The 18,206-nt window shown below is 38.4% G+C and carries 16 protein-coding genes; 11 read left to right on the forward strand and 5 right to left on the reverse strand.

Annotated features, from left to right (window positions below):
- The first annotated feature begins 45 nt into the window (after positions 1 to 45).
- Genes F7D47_RS14060 through F7D47_RS14090 form a run of 7 tightly spaced genes read left to right on the forward strand, consistent with a single transcriptional unit; the run spans position 46 to position 7,638 of the window.
- Positions 46 to 1,110, forward strand: coding sequence for a Wzz/FepE/Etk N-terminal domain-containing protein (locus F7D47_RS14060; RefSeq protein ID WP_153085498.1), 1,065 nt, complete (start codon positions 46 to 48; stop codon positions 1,108 to 1,110).
- Positions 1,091 to 2,362 carry an oligosaccharide flippase family protein gene (locus tag F7D47_RS14065; RefSeq protein ID WP_153085497.1) on the forward strand — a complete coding sequence of 424 codons (1,272 nt, stop codon included), beginning with the start codon at positions 1,091 to 1,093 and terminating at the stop codon, positions 2,360 to 2,362. The genes F7D47_RS14060 and F7D47_RS14065 overlap by 20 nt, the downstream gene beginning before the upstream one ends.
- Positions 2,362 to 3,540, forward strand: coding sequence for an O-antigen polymerase (locus tag F7D47_RS14070; protein ID WP_153085496.1), 1,179 nt, complete (start codon positions 2,362 to 2,364; stop codon positions 3,538 to 3,540). Before F7D47_RS14065 ends, F7D47_RS14070 begins: the two co-directional genes overlap by 1 nt.
- 35 nt (positions 3,541 to 3,575) lie before the next feature.
- Entirely contained in the window at positions 3,576 to 4,487 is a 912-nt protein-coding gene (locus F7D47_RS14075; RefSeq protein WP_153085495.1) for a glycosyltransferase, read from the forward strand.
- On the forward strand, positions 4,484 to 5,359 hold the full coding sequence (locus F7D47_RS14080; protein WP_153085494.1) for a glycosyltransferase family 2 protein: 876 nt from the start codon (positions 4,484 to 4,486) through the stop codon (positions 5,357 to 5,359). Before F7D47_RS14075 ends, F7D47_RS14080 begins: the two co-directional genes overlap by 4 nt.
- 14 nt (positions 5,360 to 5,373) lie before the next feature.
- Positions 5,374 to 6,480 carry a glycosyltransferase gene (locus F7D47_RS14085; RefSeq protein WP_194252608.1) on the forward strand — a complete coding sequence of 369 codons (1,107 nt, stop codon included), beginning with the start codon at positions 5,374 to 5,376 and terminating at the stop codon, positions 6,478 to 6,480.
- A gap of 27 nt (positions 6,481 to 6,507) precedes the next feature.
- Positions 6,508 to 7,638, forward strand: a complete 1,131-nt coding sequence (locus F7D47_RS14090; RefSeq protein ID WP_153085492.1) for a glycosyltransferase family 4 protein — start codon at positions 6,508 to 6,510, stop codon at positions 7,636 to 7,638.
- 205 nt (positions 7,639 to 7,843) lie between these two features.
- Here F7D47_RS14090 and F7D47_RS14095 read toward each other — a convergent pair whose 3' ends face one another.
- The gene (locus tag F7D47_RS14095; RefSeq protein ID WP_153085491.1) at positions 7,844 to 9,406 is read right to left on the reverse strand and encodes an ATP-binding protein; all 1,563 of its coding nucleotides are present in this window, start codon (positions 9,404 to 9,406) and stop codon (positions 7,844 to 7,846) included.
- Positions 9,407 to 9,522: 116 nt separating this feature from the next.
- On the opposite strand from F7D47_RS14095, the gene F7D47_RS14100 reads away from it, so the two are divergent.
- The 4 genes from F7D47_RS14100 (at position 9,523) to F7D47_RS14115 (ending at position 14,613) form a co-directional block, all read left to right on the forward strand.
- Entirely contained in the window at positions 9,523 to 10,626 is a 1,104-nt protein-coding gene (locus tag F7D47_RS14100) for an MraY family glycosyltransferase (protein ID WP_153085490.1), read from the forward strand.
- Positions 10,623 to 11,252: a sugar transferase gene (locus tag F7D47_RS14105; protein ID WP_194252610.1), complete on the forward strand. Its 630-nt coding sequence runs from the start codon at positions 10,623 to 10,625 to the stop codon at positions 11,250 to 11,252. The genes F7D47_RS14100 and F7D47_RS14105 overlap by 4 nt, the downstream gene beginning before the upstream one ends.
- A gap of 127 nt (positions 11,253 to 11,379) precedes the next feature.
- Positions 11,380 to 12,132, forward strand: coding sequence for a DUF3800 domain-containing protein (locus tag F7D47_RS14110; RefSeq protein ID WP_022120945.1), 753 nt, complete (start codon positions 11,380 to 11,382; stop codon positions 12,130 to 12,132).
- Between the two features lie 1,317 nt (positions 12,133 to 13,449).
- Positions 13,450 to 14,613: a DegT/DnrJ/EryC1/StrS family aminotransferase gene (locus F7D47_RS14115; protein ID WP_153085489.1), complete on the forward strand. Its 1,164-nt coding sequence runs from the start codon at positions 13,450 to 13,452 to the stop codon at positions 14,611 to 14,613.
- Here the strand turns inward: F7D47_RS14115 and F7D47_RS14120 are convergent.
- The 4 genes from F7D47_RS14120 to leuB all read right to left on the reverse strand — a co-directional run bounded on the left by F7D47_RS14120 (position 14,610) and on the right by leuB (position 18,156).
- Positions 14,610 to 15,335, reverse strand: coding sequence for a hypothetical protein (locus F7D47_RS14120; protein ID WP_153085488.1), 726 nt, complete (start codon positions 15,333 to 15,335; stop codon positions 14,610 to 14,612). The genes F7D47_RS14115 and F7D47_RS14120 overlap by 4 nt on opposite strands.
- Positions 15,316 to 16,131: a metallophosphoesterase family protein gene (locus F7D47_RS14125; RefSeq protein WP_228113391.1), complete on the reverse strand. Its 816-nt coding sequence runs from the start codon at positions 16,129 to 16,131 to the stop codon at positions 15,316 to 15,318. The genes F7D47_RS14120 and F7D47_RS14125 overlap by 20 nt, the downstream gene beginning before the upstream one ends.
- A gap of 47 nt (positions 16,132 to 16,178) precedes the next feature.
- Complete coding sequence (locus F7D47_RS14130) at positions 16,179 to 16,892, reverse strand: hypothetical protein (protein WP_228113392.1); 714 nt, start codon at positions 16,890 to 16,892, stop codon at positions 16,179 to 16,181.
- Positions 16,893 to 17,094: 202 nt separating this feature from the next.
- Entirely contained in the window at positions 17,095 to 18,156 is a 1,062-nt protein-coding gene (leuB, locus tag F7D47_RS14135) for a 3-isopropylmalate dehydrogenase (RefSeq protein ID WP_006846817.1), read from the reverse strand.
- Positions 18,157 to 18,206: the final 50 nt, after the last annotated feature.

The raw sequence follows: 18,206 nt of genomic DNA on the forward strand, positions 1-18,206 counted from the left end.
GTAATCGTTGTACTTTTGCATAGAAAAATAAAAGTAGATAGAAAAATGAGTGAAAATACAGAATATAGTTATAAAACAGCAGATCAAGCATCCGCTAATCTCGTTCATCTGGTTTCTTTACTAAAAAAGAAACTTTTAGCTATCCTAATATTTACCTTTAGTGTGATGATACTGACAGGCATATACATTTTCAGTTTGCCAAGAAAGTGGAAATCAGATACAATACTCTTGCCTGAATCATCAGCAAATTCGGTATCGGGAAATCTAGGGTCAATAGCAGCAATTGCTGGAATAAAAATGAATACAGGTTCAACAGAAGATGCTATCTACCCTGAGTTTTATCCAAAAGTATTAGGCTCTACTATATTCCTTACCGAATTGCTCAAACAAGAAATAACCGTATCTCGCCTTCATAAGAAGGTAAGCATCTTTGAGTATTTTGAAAATTGTCAGATTAAACCATGGTGGGGCAAATTGTTCAATTTAAAGAAGGAAATTATAAAGTCAAATATAAATCCTACACATATATCCAAACAGCAACAGACTATTGTTGATGCTCTATTTGGTTCGTTTTTTTGCAGTGTGGATAAGAAAACAGATATGATTTCGGTAAGCGTAACAACTCTTGATGCAGATGTTTCTGCCCAAATTGCAGATTTAATTCGCAAAAGATTGCAAATATACATCACACAGTATCGTACAAACAAATCTCGTAAAGACGTAGAGTACACAAGAAAGATCGTTGCAGAGTCAAAAGCTCAATATATTAAAGCACAACAAAAGTACTCAGCTTATTGCGATGCCAATGAAGACATTGGTCTCATGTCTTTTACACAGGTTAGAGACCGATTAGAGAATGAGATGCAAATGGCATACAACATGTATCAACAATCAGTACAACAGATGCAACTTGCTCAGGCAAAACTACAAGAACGAACTCCAATATTCGTTACGATACAACCTGCAGCTATACCATCTAAGCCATCTGGACCGAAACGAATGATGACAATGGCTCTAATGTTGTTTTTAGCCTTTTTCTGTAGTTTTTCGTTCTTTATGGTCAAAGATATATACAATCAAAAAATGGGACATGCAACCAATAAAAATTAAACAACAAATTTCAACAAACCGCAAGGAACTGGTTGATACCTTATATCTTATGATGTTACAAGGTATCAACCAGCTACTTCCTATTTTTGTGATGCCATATCTCATGATAAAACTCGGTGCCACAGGTTATGGTTATGTTGGATTTGCTCTGTCTGTTATACAATACTTAATTATCATTGTTGATTTTGGATTTAATCTCAGTGCAACCAAACATATAGCAATGGTAAAAGATGACTATGTTGAACGGAGTCGTGTTTTTTGGAATGTAATTGCAGCCAAATCAGTATTGTTAACTGTTTCAGCAGTTATACTTGGTACTTTGCTTGTCGCTGTACCCACTTTTCAATTCTACTCTAGAGCAATCATCGCTACATTTCCAATGCTACTAGGCTCGGTATTTACATTTATGTGGTTTTTTCAAGGAGTAGGTAAAATACGTTTATTTTCTATTATAAACACAATATCTAAGGCTACCCTTCTGCCACTCATATTTATTTTCGTGAAGAGTCCTAATGACTATGTACTAGCAGCATTTCTTCAAGCTGCAGTATTTCTGTTTACTGCAATTATTTCTAATGTATATATAATATACAAACGACTTATAAATTGGGTGCCACCAATATGGACTGGGATACAAAGTGAGCTACATACTAGTTTTCCTCTATTTCTCTCATCGGCTTCAACAAGCATATATACACAACTAATCGTTGTTGTACTCGGCTTCTATTGTACAACAGATATCATTGGCAAATACTCTTCTGCAGAGCGTATCATGCGAGCAGTGTGCTTTCTTGTTTACACCCCACTCAACCAGGTATTCTTTCCAAAGATCAGTTCTGTATCTGCAAAGAATTGCAGTGAGGCACGCCGCTTATTTGGACAAGTACGCATACTTGTATTAATGGTCATGGCAATTGTAGGAGTAGCAATCTGGACTAGTAGTATTTGGCTACCATCAGTACTTGGTGAAGACTACTCTGGTCTTGATATCTATTTGAAAATTTTCGCACTTACTCCATTTGCTATTGGAGTTGGAGGTGTTTATGGGCAAATGGGGCTAATAGCTCTAGGGAACGAGCACACTAGCCATCGTTTTCGTGATGTATATTTCATAGCAGCGATTGCATCAATCTGCATGATGTTAATTTTCATACCCTCCCTTCAAGCCGTTGGCGCTAGTATTGTTGTAACAACAACAGAAGTTGCCGTGGCTATCTTAATGATATATAACTATAAAAAATATATGAAATAATGTTGATTGTAACTTTTCTTTTAGCAATTTTAATAGTTGGCATAGGCTATTATATATCGCATGATATATTTTCGCCATACGTAGCAGTACCAGGTGTATGGGCTATTGCTATACTTATATACTATTTCCTGCCAAATACATTTTATCCTATCAAGAATAATTTTCCATTCATCCTTACAGTATGGATTGTAGGATTTGTTGTTGCATCTATCGCATGTGATTATATAGCACCACCAGCCTCAAAAATTTCAAAAGAAATACAGCCGAACCAGAATATTTTATTGGTCTATTCTATCATAACATGTATTTCTATTCCCATAGTTTGTGCAGTAATTATAAAACAAGCATTTATGGAAGATCCAGAAAATATATTTCGATACATGAGAATGATGAGCACTGGTCAAGATGAAAATATAGAGATGCCAAAACTTGGCATATTACTCTATTTTGTATCACTTTCCTTTGTTATGATATTTTTTTCTTTGCTTTATTTCAAAAGTAAAACAATGAAAATCATCATAATTCTACTGAATCTTTTATTGGCAACAGTAACTATGGCAAAAACTTCCTTCTTGGGTGTAATGTTCTCATCGTTATACCTTTGTTTTCAACAAGGAAAAATCAAAGTTAAGCATTTGATTATAGGATTGATAATTTTTATTGGATTTAGTTTCGTATTACAATCTGTGCGTGCCGTTGGAGAAGACATGGAAGCTACTAATTTCCTTGCACTTTATTTATCCAGCAGTATGGTTGCATTCGACTATTATGCAGTTCCATGCTCTTCCCCTATAATAGGCATGCATACATTCCGAATTATCTATGCAATAGGCCATGCTATCGGACTTACAGAAGCGCCAACAGACACGATACTTGAATTTGTATCAATACCAGATATTACCAATACATATACAAATATGTATCCCTTTTATGAAGATTTTGGTATCGCTGGAGTATTTCTATTTTCAATAATATATGGCATCTTTTATGGGTACTTATACAAAAAAAGTAGAACTGGAGGAAAACTAGAATTGATACTCTACGCGATTTTTTTAACATTTGTATTGATGGAATTTATCGGAGAATTTATATTTACAAATTTTTCCATTACGATACAGTATGTATTCTTTGCCTCTTTACCTTTTCTTTTCAGCAAGCAAAAAGGTAATTTGGCTTGAAACTAATTCGGTTTTAAATATTTAATTTTGAAGAAATGAACAACATTGATATTTTGATGGCAACATACAATGGAGCATCTTACATAAGAACTCAAATTCAGTCGTTACAAGCCCAAACTTTGACCGATTGGAAATTATATATTCATGACGATGGTTCTTATGATGACACCATGAGCATCTTAAAAGAAATGAAAGCAATGGACAGTAGAATCAATATAATTGAGGACGGGATAAGATTTCATGAAAGTGGGCTCAATTTCATGCACCTTCTAAAATTTTCAAAAGCTCCATTCTGTATTTTCTGCGACCAAGATGACATCTGGCTAGAGAACAAACTAGAACTGATGCTTAGATTCATTGAAGCAAAAGATAATACAATACCACAGGCTGTATATTCTAATTCTTATGTATATATACCGGAAACATCTGATATTAGCGGCTATGCTACTCTTTGCTTTCCAAAAAAACTAAAAGATGTATTGTTTCTAAACAGTGGCATACAGGGTTGTGCTCTAATGTTTAACGCAGCACTGCGAGACATTTGTAAAAATGCACCAGACATAGTAGCAATGCATGATCATGTATTGACAGTTTGTGCTGCTGCCCTAGGAGAATTATCTTATCTCAACAAGAGGCTGATGCTATATCGTAGACACCAATCTACTGTTACTGGACATACTGCTAAGAAACTGTCAGATAGATACAATTCATTCTTTGATATGGACAAAACAGTTATGTCTCACAAACACTATCAGGCATTAAAAAGTTTGTACCAAAAGTATGAAACGTATATTTCTGATGACAACAAGAAAATATTTTCCGACTATTTCCGTTTTGAAAAAGAATGCCGTATACGAAGATTCTTTCATGTACTTGCAAAAGGCTATAAATTATATGGACGAACTTCTATATTGGCAATAAAAGTTTTATTAAGAAAATTTGTATGAAAATATCAATATTTACACCAACATATAATCGCGCCTATACCTTAGGTGCGCTGTATGAAAGCCTGCGAAAGCAGACTTGTCTAGATTTTGAATGGATTATTGTTGATGATGGCTCTACGGACAATACAGAGGAACTATGCCATAGATTTAATTCTGATTTGTTTCCCATTCACTATTTTAAAACTCAAAACCATGGCAAACATGTTGCTATAAACTTTGGGGCACAAAAAGCTTTGGGTGAATGGTTCTTCATTGTTGACAGCGATGACCAATTACCAGAACACAGTATAGAAAATATCATAAAAGAATCAAAAAAAATTAGTGACAACAAAGATATTGCTGTACTCTGTGGCATGAGATTTTATAAAAATGGAGAACGAGTTGGAGGCAATTTAAATTTCAAAGAAATCGATTGTTCTGCTCTTGATTTTAGATATAAATATCATATTAAAGGCGATGCTGCAGAAGCTATTCGTACAACCGTTATTAAGAAATATCCATTTCCTGTATTTGATGATGAACGATTTTGCCCTGAAGCATTTCTGTTTAATCGGATAGCAAGAAAATACAAGACACATTATTTTAATAAAAATGTATACTTGTGTGAATACTTGACTGATGGACTCTCTGCAAAAATCACAAAGATTAGAATGAACAGTTGGAAAGGAACCTGCTTGTGTTATTCTGAACTTGCAAATAGTTCTGTACCCTTTAAGGTCAAATTGCGTTCATGGCTCAACTTTTGGCGTTTTCATGCCTGTCATAAGCCAGAAGAACTGTATGACAATTTGTTCAAAATACCCCAATGGTCAAAAATCATCAAACCTTTCGGATATATTATTCATATAATGGACTTAAAAATCATCAAATAATTAGAAAACGAGAAATGAATATTATTCATATTATAAACGCTCTTGAAATAGGAGGAGCAGAGAGACTATTAGTAGAAACTTTGCCAGAAATCAAACAAATGAAACATGACGTAAAAGTTATCCTACTATATTCGTCAAACAGCTATTTTGAAAAGAAGCTGAAACAAAATGGGATTGAAGTGATTGCTCTCAACCATAAACATGAAGCGTATAATATTTGCCTCATAGCCAAACTCCACCAACTAATAAAAGATGCAGATGTTGTACACTCCCATTTGTTTCCATCACAATACTGGGCTGCACTAGCTCATTGTGGCATCAAAAAAGGAATACTAGTAACAACAGAGCATAGTACATCAAATACACGTGCGAAGTATTGGCTCACTACACAAATTGACAAATGTATATATGGCTTGTATGATGGCATTATCTGCATTTCGGAAGCAACTGCTGATTTTATTCGTAAGCGTACACCCCATAAAGCCATTATCAAGGTCATAGAAAATGGTGTTCGATTACCATCTATCAGCAGCCAAAAAAACTTGAATAGCCAGCGCAAAGACATTGTTAGCGGATTGTCAGATACCAACTTCGTATTATTACAAGTTGCACGTTTCTCTACGCAAAAGAATCAAGACTGCTTAATTCGCGCTCTAAAATTGCTACCAGACAACATTCATGTACTATTTGCCGGATATGGGAAACGTGAAGAAGTCTGTCGCCAATTAGCTGAGGAAGAAGGTGTATCTGAGCGAACTCATTTTTTAGGTATGCGAGAAGATATTGCCCAACTATGGAGTATAGCAGACTTAGGTGTAATGTCATCACACTGGGAAGGTTTTGGCTTAGCTGCTGTGGAAGGTATGGCATACGCCAAGCCTGTCATTGCATCAAATGTTCCTGGACTTGCCGAAGTTGTTGGTAACAAACAACTTTTATTTTCTCCAAACGACGAGCATGAGCTTGCAGTAAAAATATTGCAGTTTTATAACGATAAGAAAATGCTCAAAGACATTGGAATAAGATGCCAAAAACAGGCTAGTAAATTTGACATCAAGAACATGGCAGCTCAATATGTAAATTTCTACAATCAGTTGCTAAAACAAAAGAAAGATAAATAACAAATCTATTTTAAAGAAGATCAAATTATGAAAATTATATTTTGCGATAATACCTTATGGGGATTGGTAAATTTTCGAGGCGAAGTTATAAAATATCTCAAAAACAAAGGACATGAAGTTGTACTTGTCGCTCCAGAAAAAGAAGACAAACAAATGAGAACAACCATTCCAGATGGTGTGCATTACATTCCAATCAAAATGGAGCGCACATCTCTGAACCCAATAAAGGACATGAAATATTTTCGTACGATGCTTCATATTTTCCGCAAAGAACAACCAGATTACATTTTTACATATACCATCAAGCCAAACATATATGGATCAATTGCCGCAAGACTAGCAGGATGTCGCTCTACTGCTATGATGGCTGGGTTAGGATATATTTTCATAAATGACAGTATCATACTACGTGCAGCAAGAGCATTCTATCAATTTGGACTTTCATTTGCAGAACATATAATAGTGCTCAATGACTATAATCGCCGGCTAATTGAACAAAAGCATTTATGTGCTCCTAAAAAAATTGTTTTTTTAGAAGGCGGTGAAGGCATCAACATAGACAACTATAAGAAATATAACAATGCCTCTAATGATACAACATTTTTGTTTATCGGCAGAATTTTGTGGGATAAGGGTTATGATGAGTTTACGAAAGCAGCCCGTAAGGTAAAAGTTTTATATCCTAATGTGAACTTTGAGTTATTAGGCTCTCTTGACCCCAAATATCCGAAAAGCGTACCTGAAGTGCGCCTTCGTAAAGACGAAGAAGATGGAATAGTAAAATATATCGGTTTCACACACGATATGGACAAGGTGTTCCAAAGAAAAGGCATTGTTATTACTGTGCCGTCATATAGCGAAGGTATGAATCGTGCCCTAATGGAAGCATGCGCATCAGGCAAGCCTATTATTACTTCAGATATACCAGGCTGTCGTGAAGCTGTGATTGAAGGCAAAAATGGCTTTCTTGTACCTGCCCGCAATGCTGACGCATTAGCGGAAGCTATGTTAAGATACCTACACCTCTCTCCACAAGAGAAACAGGACTTTTCGGATGAGAGCCGTAAAAAAGCCGAAAACCTATTTGATGTCCAAAGAGTAATAGCTAAATATACAAAGATTATTCATCAGAATGAAGCCCTCATGACAAATAAATAGTCACCAACGTGAATGAAAATTAATAATATTAGCTTATCTTTGCAGTTTGTAAGTGTGTCCTGAGACAGAATGAAATCTAATAAATCTATCAAATATAGCCAATATCAGACTTCATTCTGTCTCAGGACACACTTTCTTACCTGAACATTAGCTCAAAAATAATTCATTATTTCTACCTATAAGAATTTTACTTCACTATACTCCTTTAAAGCATCTTCCAATCTATCAGCCCTCTACTTTGCCTGTCAAACTCGAGGGCTAAAGAGATAACAGGCTTGGAAGATGCAGCATAGGCATCAACATAATGACGAGAAGAGATTTGATATGAGGCAGAAACTACACCACCATTATCAGACATCTTAAGTTCTAAAATGTAGATATTTTCTGAAGTTTCAACCACCAAATCTATTCTACCTGCAGACATCTGCTGTTCCTCAGAGACCTTAAAGCCACAGAGATAGAAAATGTTCTTCAGAATAAAACGGAAATGCTCCTCAAAAACAAAGTTTTCCTTCTTTTGAGTACTGTAAGGAGTACCAGCAACCAACTGCTTAAGACAAAGCATACTCCTATCGATATTAGCAGCTAGCATCGATATCTTTAATTCTTGAATAGCATTGCTTACTTGCGAAGACTCCTTATCCAACATTATCGGAAGAATCATACCAAACATCGCATTTCGGACTTCTCGGTTAGGATAACCTAATATATAACTGCTACCTACTACCTTTTTGATTGTAAGATAACCGGACTGATAAAGGAAGAGTTTTGGATCATTCATATTGACATCACTCATTTCCAAATAGTCAGAATCAATCAAACAATTGTCCAGCTCAGGAATCTCGTTGATGAATTTACGCAAGACCTTGAGCAACATTTCGTTGGAACCAGAAGCTATCCAATAAGAATTTAGACGCAGATTAGCCAAGGCATTACAGACACTAAAAGGATTGTAAACACCGACGAGACTACGAGAGAAATGATAGCCATCATAGATAGAACTCATTGTATCCATAAGGGCACTCTTCGTGATAGCATAGTTATCTGCCAATTCAGATAGCTGTTCTGAAAAATAGAACTGAATTTCATCTTTAGTCAAACCACATATTGTTGCATACTCATTCCTAAAACTGACATTAGTTAATGTATTAAGCATACTAAACAAACTTATCTGAGTAAACTTAGTAATGCCAGTAATAAAGACGCACTTGATGCAGTAACCATAGTCTTTTAACCCTGTAAAGAAGTTACGATATATCTCACGGCATGCATCATGATGATTGGTTTCATAGGTATGCTGCAAAGGAATATCATACTCATCTACAATAATGGCTATCTGTACTCCCGCCTGTTCGTATGCTCTCTGAATGATACCATTTAAACGATTACCTAAAGACTGCTCATCCGGATTTCTGCCATATATCTTCTCGTATGAAGACAATACATTGTTCAAATATTCTGTAAGCGTCTGTGCAGAAGAACCGCCCAAACTCATACTGAAATAGATTACAGGACGTTTTACCCACTCCGATTCAAGTTCCATAATTTTGAGACCTTCAAAGAGTTCCTTTCTACCCTCAAAATAACACTTAAGGGTAGAGCACAAAAGAGACTTACCGAAACGGCGTGGACGGCTCAGGTAATTGTATTTAGTACCATTAGCCAGTTTCCAAACCATATCAGTCTTATCAGCATAGATATAATGATCTCTACGCATCTCTTCAAAATCCTGTATGCCTAAAGGCAATTTTCTATTCAGTTGCGTCATATTGTCTCATTTTTCTGCAAATATACTCCTTTTATATGAAACAGCCAAACAATTTTTATGTTTTATACAATATTCACGTACCTTTTCAGTTTATATAATAAAATGAAGATATAAATATGTTAACTGAATTATTACCAATCATAGGAGCATTCATACTGAGCATGACATGTGGTGCATTTTTCATTCCATCAGTGCTGAAATTCTGCAAGAAGAAAAAATTGTATGATATTCCAACCCTAAGAAAAGTGCATAGCGCACCTATACCACGATTGGGTGGCATTGCATTCATACCAAGCATGATGATTTCAGCTGTGGCAGTATTGCTTATCATAGCTACAAATAATATTCAAGACAAAATCTCTCTCAGTATGTGGAGCGTAGGTTTTATCTTGAGTCTGTCGATTATCTACTCTGTAGGAATCATTGACGATTTAATCGGTCTTAATGCTAAAGTGAAATTTGCCGCTCAAATTCTCGCTGCCAGCATCATGCCTATATGTGGGCTCCAGATTAATGACCTCTATGGTTTGTTTGGTATTTACGAGATACCTTCGAGTATTGGTATTCCTCTCACAATCTTTACGTTTGTGTTCATAGATAATGCACTCAATCTGATAGACGGCATTGATGGATTGGCAACAAGTCTCTCCATCATTGCTCTGCTTGGTTTCTTCTATTGTTTCATACCATACAACCTGATTGCTTATGAAGTAATGATTGCAGGTTTGGTTGGCGTACTGACAGTATACCTATATTATAATATGTGGGGGAAAGTAGAAAAAGGTACCAAGATATTCATGGGTGATTCGGGCAGCTTAACGTTGGGATTCTTCTTGGCATTCCTATTTGTCAAAGCAATTGCCGTAAATCCCAATATTATGCCAATGTCTCCAAAACGCGTACTGATAGCATACAGTTTGCTCATCATACCTACTTTTGATGTCGTACGAGTAGTGTTACATCGCATCAGAAACAGGAAACCAATCTTTGATGCAGACAAAAGCCACATACATCACAAGATATTGGCTATGGGATATAACCAACACTATACGTTATTCTTTATCATCCTACTAACCCTAACTTTCGTTGGCACCAACGTAATACTTGGCAATATGAATGTAGGATTAACAGGTATCTTACTTATCGATATAGCCCTCTATACGATGCTACACATCGGTATCAATCAAAAAATCAAACTAAAGAAAAAAGTAGAGAAATGACCATACAAAACAAAACAGAAACCAAGAATAGAAACAACAGAATGGAGCGTTTCGTAAAACGTTCTACAGATATTCTTGTTTCTGTACCTTGTCTCGTTCTATCTTCTCCCCTATTTGTCATTATCTCCTTAGCTATCAAATGGGAAGATGGATTACCTATCATCTACAAGCAAGAACGTATAGGTTTGCACGGGAAACCTTTCAACATCTATAAATTCAGATCTATGAAGGCTGATGCAGAAAAAGATGGTCCAAATCTACTAGAGATTGAAGGCGACACTCGACTCACACGTGTAGGAAAATTCATTAGGGCCCACCATTTGGACGAACTTCCTCAATTGTGGAACATCGTAAAAGGCGATATGTCATTAGTCGGTCCCCGACCGGAACGGAAATACTACATCGACCAAATCATCAAGCATGATCCTCGCTATACTTATCTGTATCAGATCCGACCGGGTGCTACTTCTTATGCCACCCTGTATAACGGATATACGGATACAATGCCGAAGATGCTGAGAAGACTGAGTCTTGACCTCTACTACCTGGAGCACAGATCCTGGTGGTTTGATGCCAAGATTCTGTTCAAAACAATGATGAACATCATGTTTGGCAAAATATTTTAATGATGAGCTACTGATGCAATAAAGGGGTGAATACTTGTTCATAGCGATCTTTTAAGTTATTTTATCTCAGCAAACTTTGTAAATAGAAAAGAAAGTTGTATTTTTGCATTCTAAATAGGCAAAAATTATGGCGAATAAATTTATATTGTATCTTGATGAATGCGGAGATCAAAACTTAGCAAGTTTTGACCCACAATTCCCTATATTTACACTTTGTGGTATTGTTGTCTCCGAGGAACAGGACAAAGTGTTGACAGAACGAATCAATGTCCTTAAAAAGGAAATCTGGAACAATATAAATATTATTTTTCATAGTCGGGATATAAGAAAGTGTCAAAATGGATTCGAGGTTTTGTTTGACCTTGATGTCAAAAAACGATTCTTCCAGGGTGTTAATGATATACTTGGAGATAATGGATATGTCGTAGTTTGCTGCTCGATATTAAAAGAACCATATATCAGGCAGTATGGTAAACTGAATGATGTATATGGGTTGTCTTTATCGTATATCATGGAAAGAGTCGTGTTTTATTTAGACTCTCTTGGTTTGACTGACATAGAACTTTGTACCATTATCGAAAAACGTGGCAAAAAGGAAGATGCATCCCTTCTTAATTATTATAATCAGCTGTTAGACAGAGGAACATATTGGGTGGATAGTCATCGAATGAAAAAAGTTTTTAAAAAGTTCGACATGAGATGGAAATCTGAAAATATAATTGGACTTCAGATTGCTGACTTGATAGCTTATCCGGTAACTCGACATGTTTTGAATCCTAATGGAGTGAATCTTGCTTTTGATGTACTGAAAAAGAATATCTTCCAATTAAACGGAAAGGTATATGGTATGAAGATTTTCCCAAAAGAACAAGGAAAATAATACAAAAAAAAGAGTCACAGTGAAGTAACCCTTTCCCGACCGGGGACACCCCAATCCTGAATAAAGAAGCCTTTATCCGATTGCAAAGATATGGTAATTCTTTTATATATGCAAATAAATAGATGATTATTTATTGATTTTTTAAAGAATTAACATAAAAATGAAGGTAACAGATCTGACTCTGTTTGCTCCTGATGTAACTTCTATCTCCATAGCTTGTTTGATCTTAAAGGAGTTAACACTTGTAATTCGCGTCGTAAGCCAGTGGATTACGGGGCGTAAGTAACTAACTTTCGCATCGCAAGTAACTGACTTTTGCATCATAAGTCCCTGACTTTTGCAACGTAAGTAACTGACTTTTGCATCGTAAGTCTTTGATTTCCGTCTCGGAAGCAACCGACTTCTGGGTGACAGGGTGACAGAGGTGACAGGGAATTCTGAAGATTTACTCTCGCGCGGGCAGGCAGGAACTTTCGGCCTGATTTTTCCTGCCTGCCCGCGTGCGAGGCGAAAAGTTGGAAAACTCGTGTCACCCTGTCACCGTGTCACCGTGAACACAGAGCTGAGAATGCGCTGTATAGCTCTCTTGCTATGGGCATAATCTCTCCTGTCTCCGCCTCCGTTGGCTTTCGGAAGTAGAGATCCGTACATTACTGTTTTTGTCGCGACGCCTCCAAAGTAGGTAATAAGGTTCTAATCTGTGTAACACGGTGCAAAGATACAAAAAATAAAATAAATGAGAGTTCCCACAGTGGGAACTCTTAAATAATAATTATTGGTTTTTAGAATCTTTTAAACGATAAGGACTGAAAAATATATCCGATTCTCGAAAGTTGCAGAAGAAATTGGTGCGAACTGTATGGTTGAAACAGGCCGAAGGGCTCAGTTGAGTAATTTCAACCATACAAATCGAAAGATTTTAGACATCGAACGCTGTGAAAGGGAAAAAGACGGTTTCGTGACAGTTTTTCCATTTCACAGCTTTTTATTTGGCATTATTTATATAAAAATCTGTTTTCTCGTACAAATAGAAAAGACTCTGCAAAAGGTTTTTAAAATTTTTTTTAAGTTGATGGTAAATTTGTTGCCATTTTATTTTTTTATTTCAGTTTTTTTTAGTACCTTTGCAAACGTTATCCTGAATACAATCTTTTTACCTTAAAGAAAACTAATACCTATTGAATGTAGAGCAGTTGTCTGAGAAGATAGCTGCTCTTGTCTTTTTTATAGCTCCCCATATAATAAATACCGCAAAACATCCGTTTTTATTTATAGAAACAAGTCTTATCACTTGTATAAATCATCACAGAAGAAACAATGGAAACAGAAGTTAAGAAGATTCCTTATCTCAACCTGAAGGCTATCAATGAGCCATACGAGAAGGAGATAAAGGATGCTATCAACAAGGTGGTCAACAGCGGATGGTATCTGCAAGGTGAAGCCGTAAAAAGGTTTGAGAAATCGTATGCACAGTTTATCGGTACAGAATACTGCATCAGCTGCGCTAATGGGACGGATGCGCTCAAACTGATGCTGATGGGCGAACTGGCTATCGGAAATCTGCTGAAAGGTGATGAAGTGATTGTGCCTGCCAACACTTATTTCGCTACCGTACTTGCCATCAGCAGCGTAGGACTGACTCCTGTATTGGTGGATGCCAATATCGATACATTACAGATAGATGACCGGCTGATAGAAGCCCGAATCACACCGAAGACCAAAGCCATCATGATTGTTCATCTCTATGGCAAACTGGCATGGACTCCGAAGATTGCTGAAATCTGCAAGAAGCATCATCTCTTGCTTTTCGAAGACAATGCGCAGGGATTCGGATGCTCCACTACTCTAGCTGATTCTTCTGAAAAACCATCGAAAAGAAGATATACCGGAAATCTTTCGGATGCTGCCGCCCATAGTTTTTATCCTAGCAAGAATCTGGGAGCTTTGGGAGATGCCGGAGCTGTAACTACCAATAACAGGGAATTGGCGGAAGCCATCATGTCACTACATGAATATGGAAAGATTGAAGACGGCATCTTCAGATATCAGGGCGTAAACTCGCGCATGGATGAGATGCAGGCTGCAGTACTGAATGTGAAACTGCAATATCCTGAAAACGAACAGAAAGCGAGATACAGACAGGTACAGCTATATCTGGAGCATCTGGATGACAGCATCAAGGACAGATGCATCGCTGCGAAACTCATCTCTCCTGCTCATGAAAATGTTTTCCACGTCTTCCCTTTCCTTACCCCGAAGCGAGACCAACTGAAAGCATTTCTGGCAGAGAATGGGGTCGGCACAAAGATTCATTACTTCCGCCCACCCTATCTGCAGCCATGCTATCCGGAAATGAACCATCTGGAATTTCCGGTAGCCAAGAGAATAGCTGACGAAGAACTGAGTCTGCCTTGCAACTCATCGCTCAACGATGAAGATATCATCAGAGTAAGCAAACTCATCAACCAGTTCTTGGTTTAAAGGTACTGCACCTTGGCACCGATAGAGAGGCCGAAGACATCCCAGAAACCGGCATTTCCGTTACGGTAGAAACGCATAAAGTAGATATCCGTTGTACCCAACTCATAGAAGAACGTAATACTCTTGATACGCTTACGTTTATTGTGCGGAATATCATACTTAAAACGTTCACCCAAGGCGATATTAGGACGGACTCTGGTAGAGAACGGATAGTAGCCGCTTTCATACTTGGTAGGCTGCTTAGTCCAGAAATCATGTCCGAACACCGTATTGAAATACAGGCTGCACTCCAGCGGTTCAAACCACCAGCCCTTACCGATATTGCGACGCCAAGGAATGAAATTCTCCTTGAGCGTCATGGTTAACTTCTCATCGTCAGAACTGAACTTCGGGATGTAGCCAAACAAGAGCTGCGTTTCCCACTGGCGGCGCTTACCATATTCCCATCCGATACCCAGCGAAATGATACCCATATTGCCACAGGTCTGAATGATGCCACTAGTAGGTATCAGCAAATCCCAATGCTTACGGTAGCGCATGACGCGGCGGTCATATCGGGTCAGTTTGCCATCCGCCAACACCAGAGTATCATGAACGATACTATCCTTCAGTTCCAACTCCTCACTTTTCCCGGTAACCTCATCGGCAGCATGAACCTGTACAGAACCAGCAGCAAGCAAAGCTCCCAGAATGAATATATGCTTAAAACTCAATAATTTCATAACGATAACCTTTTGGAGTAATGGTGAATATATAGTACTGATGCTTAGCGGCATTAGCCACCTGATAATAGATAATTCCATCGCCATAAATATCTTCTTGCTTGGTATGATGACCATGACCGCAAAGGCAGCACATCAAACCCGGGAACTGATGCGTATAAAAATTGAAGACCTTAGCTACATTATTATTAAACTGCTCTGAATAAGGGGCAGCATGCATACAGACAATGGTACGCGAAAAGTCATCTGCATCTGCCTTAACCTGCTCTTCCATGAAATCGAAATTAGGTACAGGGCGGGAATAGTCAAACTCTATGGCATTGGTATTGAGACAGACAAACTTTACCTTACCGGCAATGAAACTGAAATCGGGATTACCAAAGATTTTCTGATAAGACTGGTTACCTGTTCCCAAACAGTCATGATTACCCAGCAGAGCCACGAAAGGTATCTTCAACTTCTGAAGATGGTCACGGGTCCACTGAAACTCACGGGTAGCACCAAAGTCGGTAAGGTCTCCACAATGAATCACGAAATCGAGGGAATCACTGCGGCGATTGATATCATTAACCTCACTCTTCAAATCATCCAACCACTGGTGTGAATCGCTGATCATAGCAAAACGGATTGTATCTTTCGACTTTACTGCAGCCTCAATCTTCTGAATATTGGCAACATTCAGATTTCTATCGCCGTCGACATGCACATCATACGGATGAACATCGAAGACGGTATCGCAGGATGCCACCATACAGAGACAACAGGCAGCCAGGATATAGGGAATAATTTTATGCATTTCTTATCTTATTATCTTTAAAAACTCTTTCTTATAACTCTTAAATACTACTTTTTCTTCTTTTTCAACCTTGCATAGAAACCTTGCAACCTGCCAGGCTGGCAACCGGCATCGAGCAGTTTCTTCAAATCACGATAGGCTTCGTCTTTTCTTCCAAGCAGAATCAGGATGTCTAAATGATTGAAAGCAAAATCCTCATTACCGGCATCCAACTCCATCGCCTTGGCGTAATCAAACTCTGCCAGCTCAAGCATACCCCTCTCCTTCTCCATGCCACCTCTTGCAGCATAAGCCATCGCACTGTCAGGGTATTGCTCTATCAGACTATTGATGCCGTCGTATGCCTCGGTATAATGCTTATCTTTCTCATTGAGCAAAGCCAGACCAAGTTGCGCCTGGAAATTGCCAGGAACAAGTACCAGAAGATTCTGATAATCTAGACGCGCAAAGTTATAACGGAGCAACTTCTCATTGACAAAGGCACGATAGAACAAACCGGCGATATTGGTATTGTTCAGAAAGAGTACCTTATCAAGATCATCCTTCGCATATTGCCACTGCTCCAGCTGGATATTCCAAGCAGCCTTTTTCAGTCGCAGATCGATACTGTCGGGATGATATGCAAGCACTTCTGTAGCCTTGGAGAGTGAATCGCGCAAGGCATTATTCTGAGCAGCACGTGCCTTGTCGGCATCTACGTTCTGCGCAGATACAGACAAAGAAACCATCGATGCCAATAATAATGTATAAAAACTTTTCATGGTGCAAAGTTAAGAAGACTTTTGCAAACTGCCAAATAAAAAACTATAAAACTTATTTGAGTTTACAAAAAGAACTAAATTTCAGAAAGACAGGACAATCAACAAGAAAAGCCTTAAGAGAAAGGAACACTCCTCTTAAGGCTTTTATCAAGAAAGCATCTGGATAGAAAATTCACCCAGCGCCGAAAAATCCATTTACAGATTAAGCATTCTTAATCCAGTTAACGATCCATGCACCAACCTCAGTTGTGCCATACTGAGCACCACCCTCAACCTGAATTTCAGGTGTGCGGACATTGGCATCGAGAGAAGCATCTACTGCCTTGCGAATCAAGGCGCCCTCCTCGTTCAAACCGAAGTGCTCCAACAACATAGCTGCAGAAAGAATCTGAGCTACAGGGTTAGCCAGGTTCTTGCCAGCTGCCTGTGGCCATGAACCATGAACAGGCTCGAACAATGGTGTGTGCTCACCGAGAGAGCTAGATGGCTGCAAGCCCATAGAACCGGTGATGCAAGAAGTCTCATCGGTCAGGATATCACCGAAGGTATTCTCTGTAACGATAACATCGAAGAATGTAGGCTCAGTCAATACGCGCATAGAAGCGTTGTCGATGAACATATAATCGGTGTTTACCTCAGGATATTGTGGCTCCATCTCCTTGGCAATCTGACGCCAGAGACGAGAAGATGCCAATACGTTTGCCTTATCTACTACTGTCAAGTGCTTGTTGCGCTTCATGGCAAACTCGAAAGCTACCTTCAGGATGCGCTCAATCTCAGGACGTGTATAGATATCTGTATCGTATGCCTTATCGTTATCCTGATACTTCTCACCGAAGTACATACCGCCAGTCAACTCGCGGATAACTACGAAGTCAGCACCCTTCAGGAGTTCATCCTTCAATGGTGACTTGTGGAGCAGGCAATCGAATGTAGCTACTGGGCGAACATTGGCGAAGAGACCCAACTTCTTACGCATAGCGAGCAAGCCCTGCTCAGGACGAACCTTGGCTGTAGGGTTGTTGTCGAAACGTGGGTCGCCAACGGCTGCGAAGAGCACAGCGTCAGCATCCATACAAGTCTTGAAGGTTTCCTCTGGGAATGGATCACCTACCTCGTCGATAGCGTGAGCGCCGCAGATAGCCTCGTTGTAAGTAAACTCGTGGTTGAACTTCTCTGCAATGGCCTGCATAACTGCTACGCCCTGCTTCATAATCTCTGGTCCGATACCATCACCGGCGAGAACTGCAATGTTTAATTTCATCTTATTTGATTTTTTAATTGTTTATTTTTTGTAACCTTCGGAGATATTTT

This window comes from Segatella copri (assembly GCF_009494835.1).
In the GTDB taxonomy this organism is placed as follows: Bacteria; Bacteroidota; Bacteroidia; order Bacteroidales; family Bacteroidaceae; genus Prevotella; species Prevotella copri_F.

Coding starts and splice junctions, on each gene's coding strand:
- F7D47_RS14060 (WP_153085498.1), top strand. CDS start 46: ATGAGTGAAAATACAGAATATAGTTATAAAACAGCAGATCAAGCATCC.
- F7D47_RS14065 (WP_153085497.1), top strand. CDS start 1,091: ATGCAACCAATAAAAATTAAACAACAAATTTCAACAAACCGCAAGGAA.
- F7D47_RS14070 (WP_153085496.1), top strand. CDS start 2,362: ATGTTGATTGTAACTTTTCTTTTAGCAATTTTAATAGTTGGCATAGGC.
- F7D47_RS14075 (WP_153085495.1), top strand. CDS start 3,576: ATGAACAACATTGATATTTTGATGGCAACATACAATGGAGCATCTTAC.
- F7D47_RS14080 (WP_153085494.1), top strand. CDS start 4,484: ATGAAAATATCAATATTTACACCAACATATAATCGCGCCTATACCTTA.
- F7D47_RS14085 (WP_194252608.1), top strand. CDS start 5,374: ATGAATATTATTCATATTATAAACGCTCTTGAAATAGGAGGAGCAGAG.
- F7D47_RS14090 (WP_153085492.1), top strand. CDS start 6,508: ATGAAAATTATATTTTGCGATAATACCTTATGGGGATTGGTAAATTTT.
- F7D47_RS14095 (WP_153085491.1), bottom strand. CDS start 9,406: ATGACGCAACTGAATAGAAAATTGCCTTTAGGCATACAGGATTTTGAA.
- F7D47_RS14100 (WP_153085490.1), top strand. CDS start 9,523: ATGTTAACTGAATTATTACCAATCATAGGAGCATTCATACTGAGCATG.
- F7D47_RS14105 (WP_194252610.1), top strand. CDS start 10,623: ATGACCATACAAAACAAAACAGAAACCAAGAATAGAAACAACAGAATG.
- F7D47_RS14110 (WP_022120945.1), top strand. CDS start 11,380: ATGGCGAATAAATTTATATTGTATCTTGATGAATGCGGAGATCAAAAC.
- F7D47_RS14115 (WP_153085489.1), top strand. CDS start 13,450: ATGGAAACAGAAGTTAAGAAGATTCCTTATCTCAACCTGAAGGCTATC.
- F7D47_RS14120 (WP_153085488.1), bottom strand. CDS start 15,335: ATGAAATTATTGAGTTTTAAGCATATATTCATTCTGGGAGCTTTGCTT.
- F7D47_RS14125 (WP_228113391.1), bottom strand. CDS start 16,131: ATGCATAAAATTATTCCCTATATCCTGGCTGCCTGTTGTCTCTGTATG.
- F7D47_RS14130 (WP_228113392.1), bottom strand. CDS start 16,892: ATGAAAAGTTTTTATACATTATTATTGGCATCGATGGTTTCTTTGTCT.
- leuB (WP_006846817.1), bottom strand. CDS start 18,156: ATGAAATTAAACATTGCAGTTCTCGCCGGTGATGGTATCGGACCAGAG.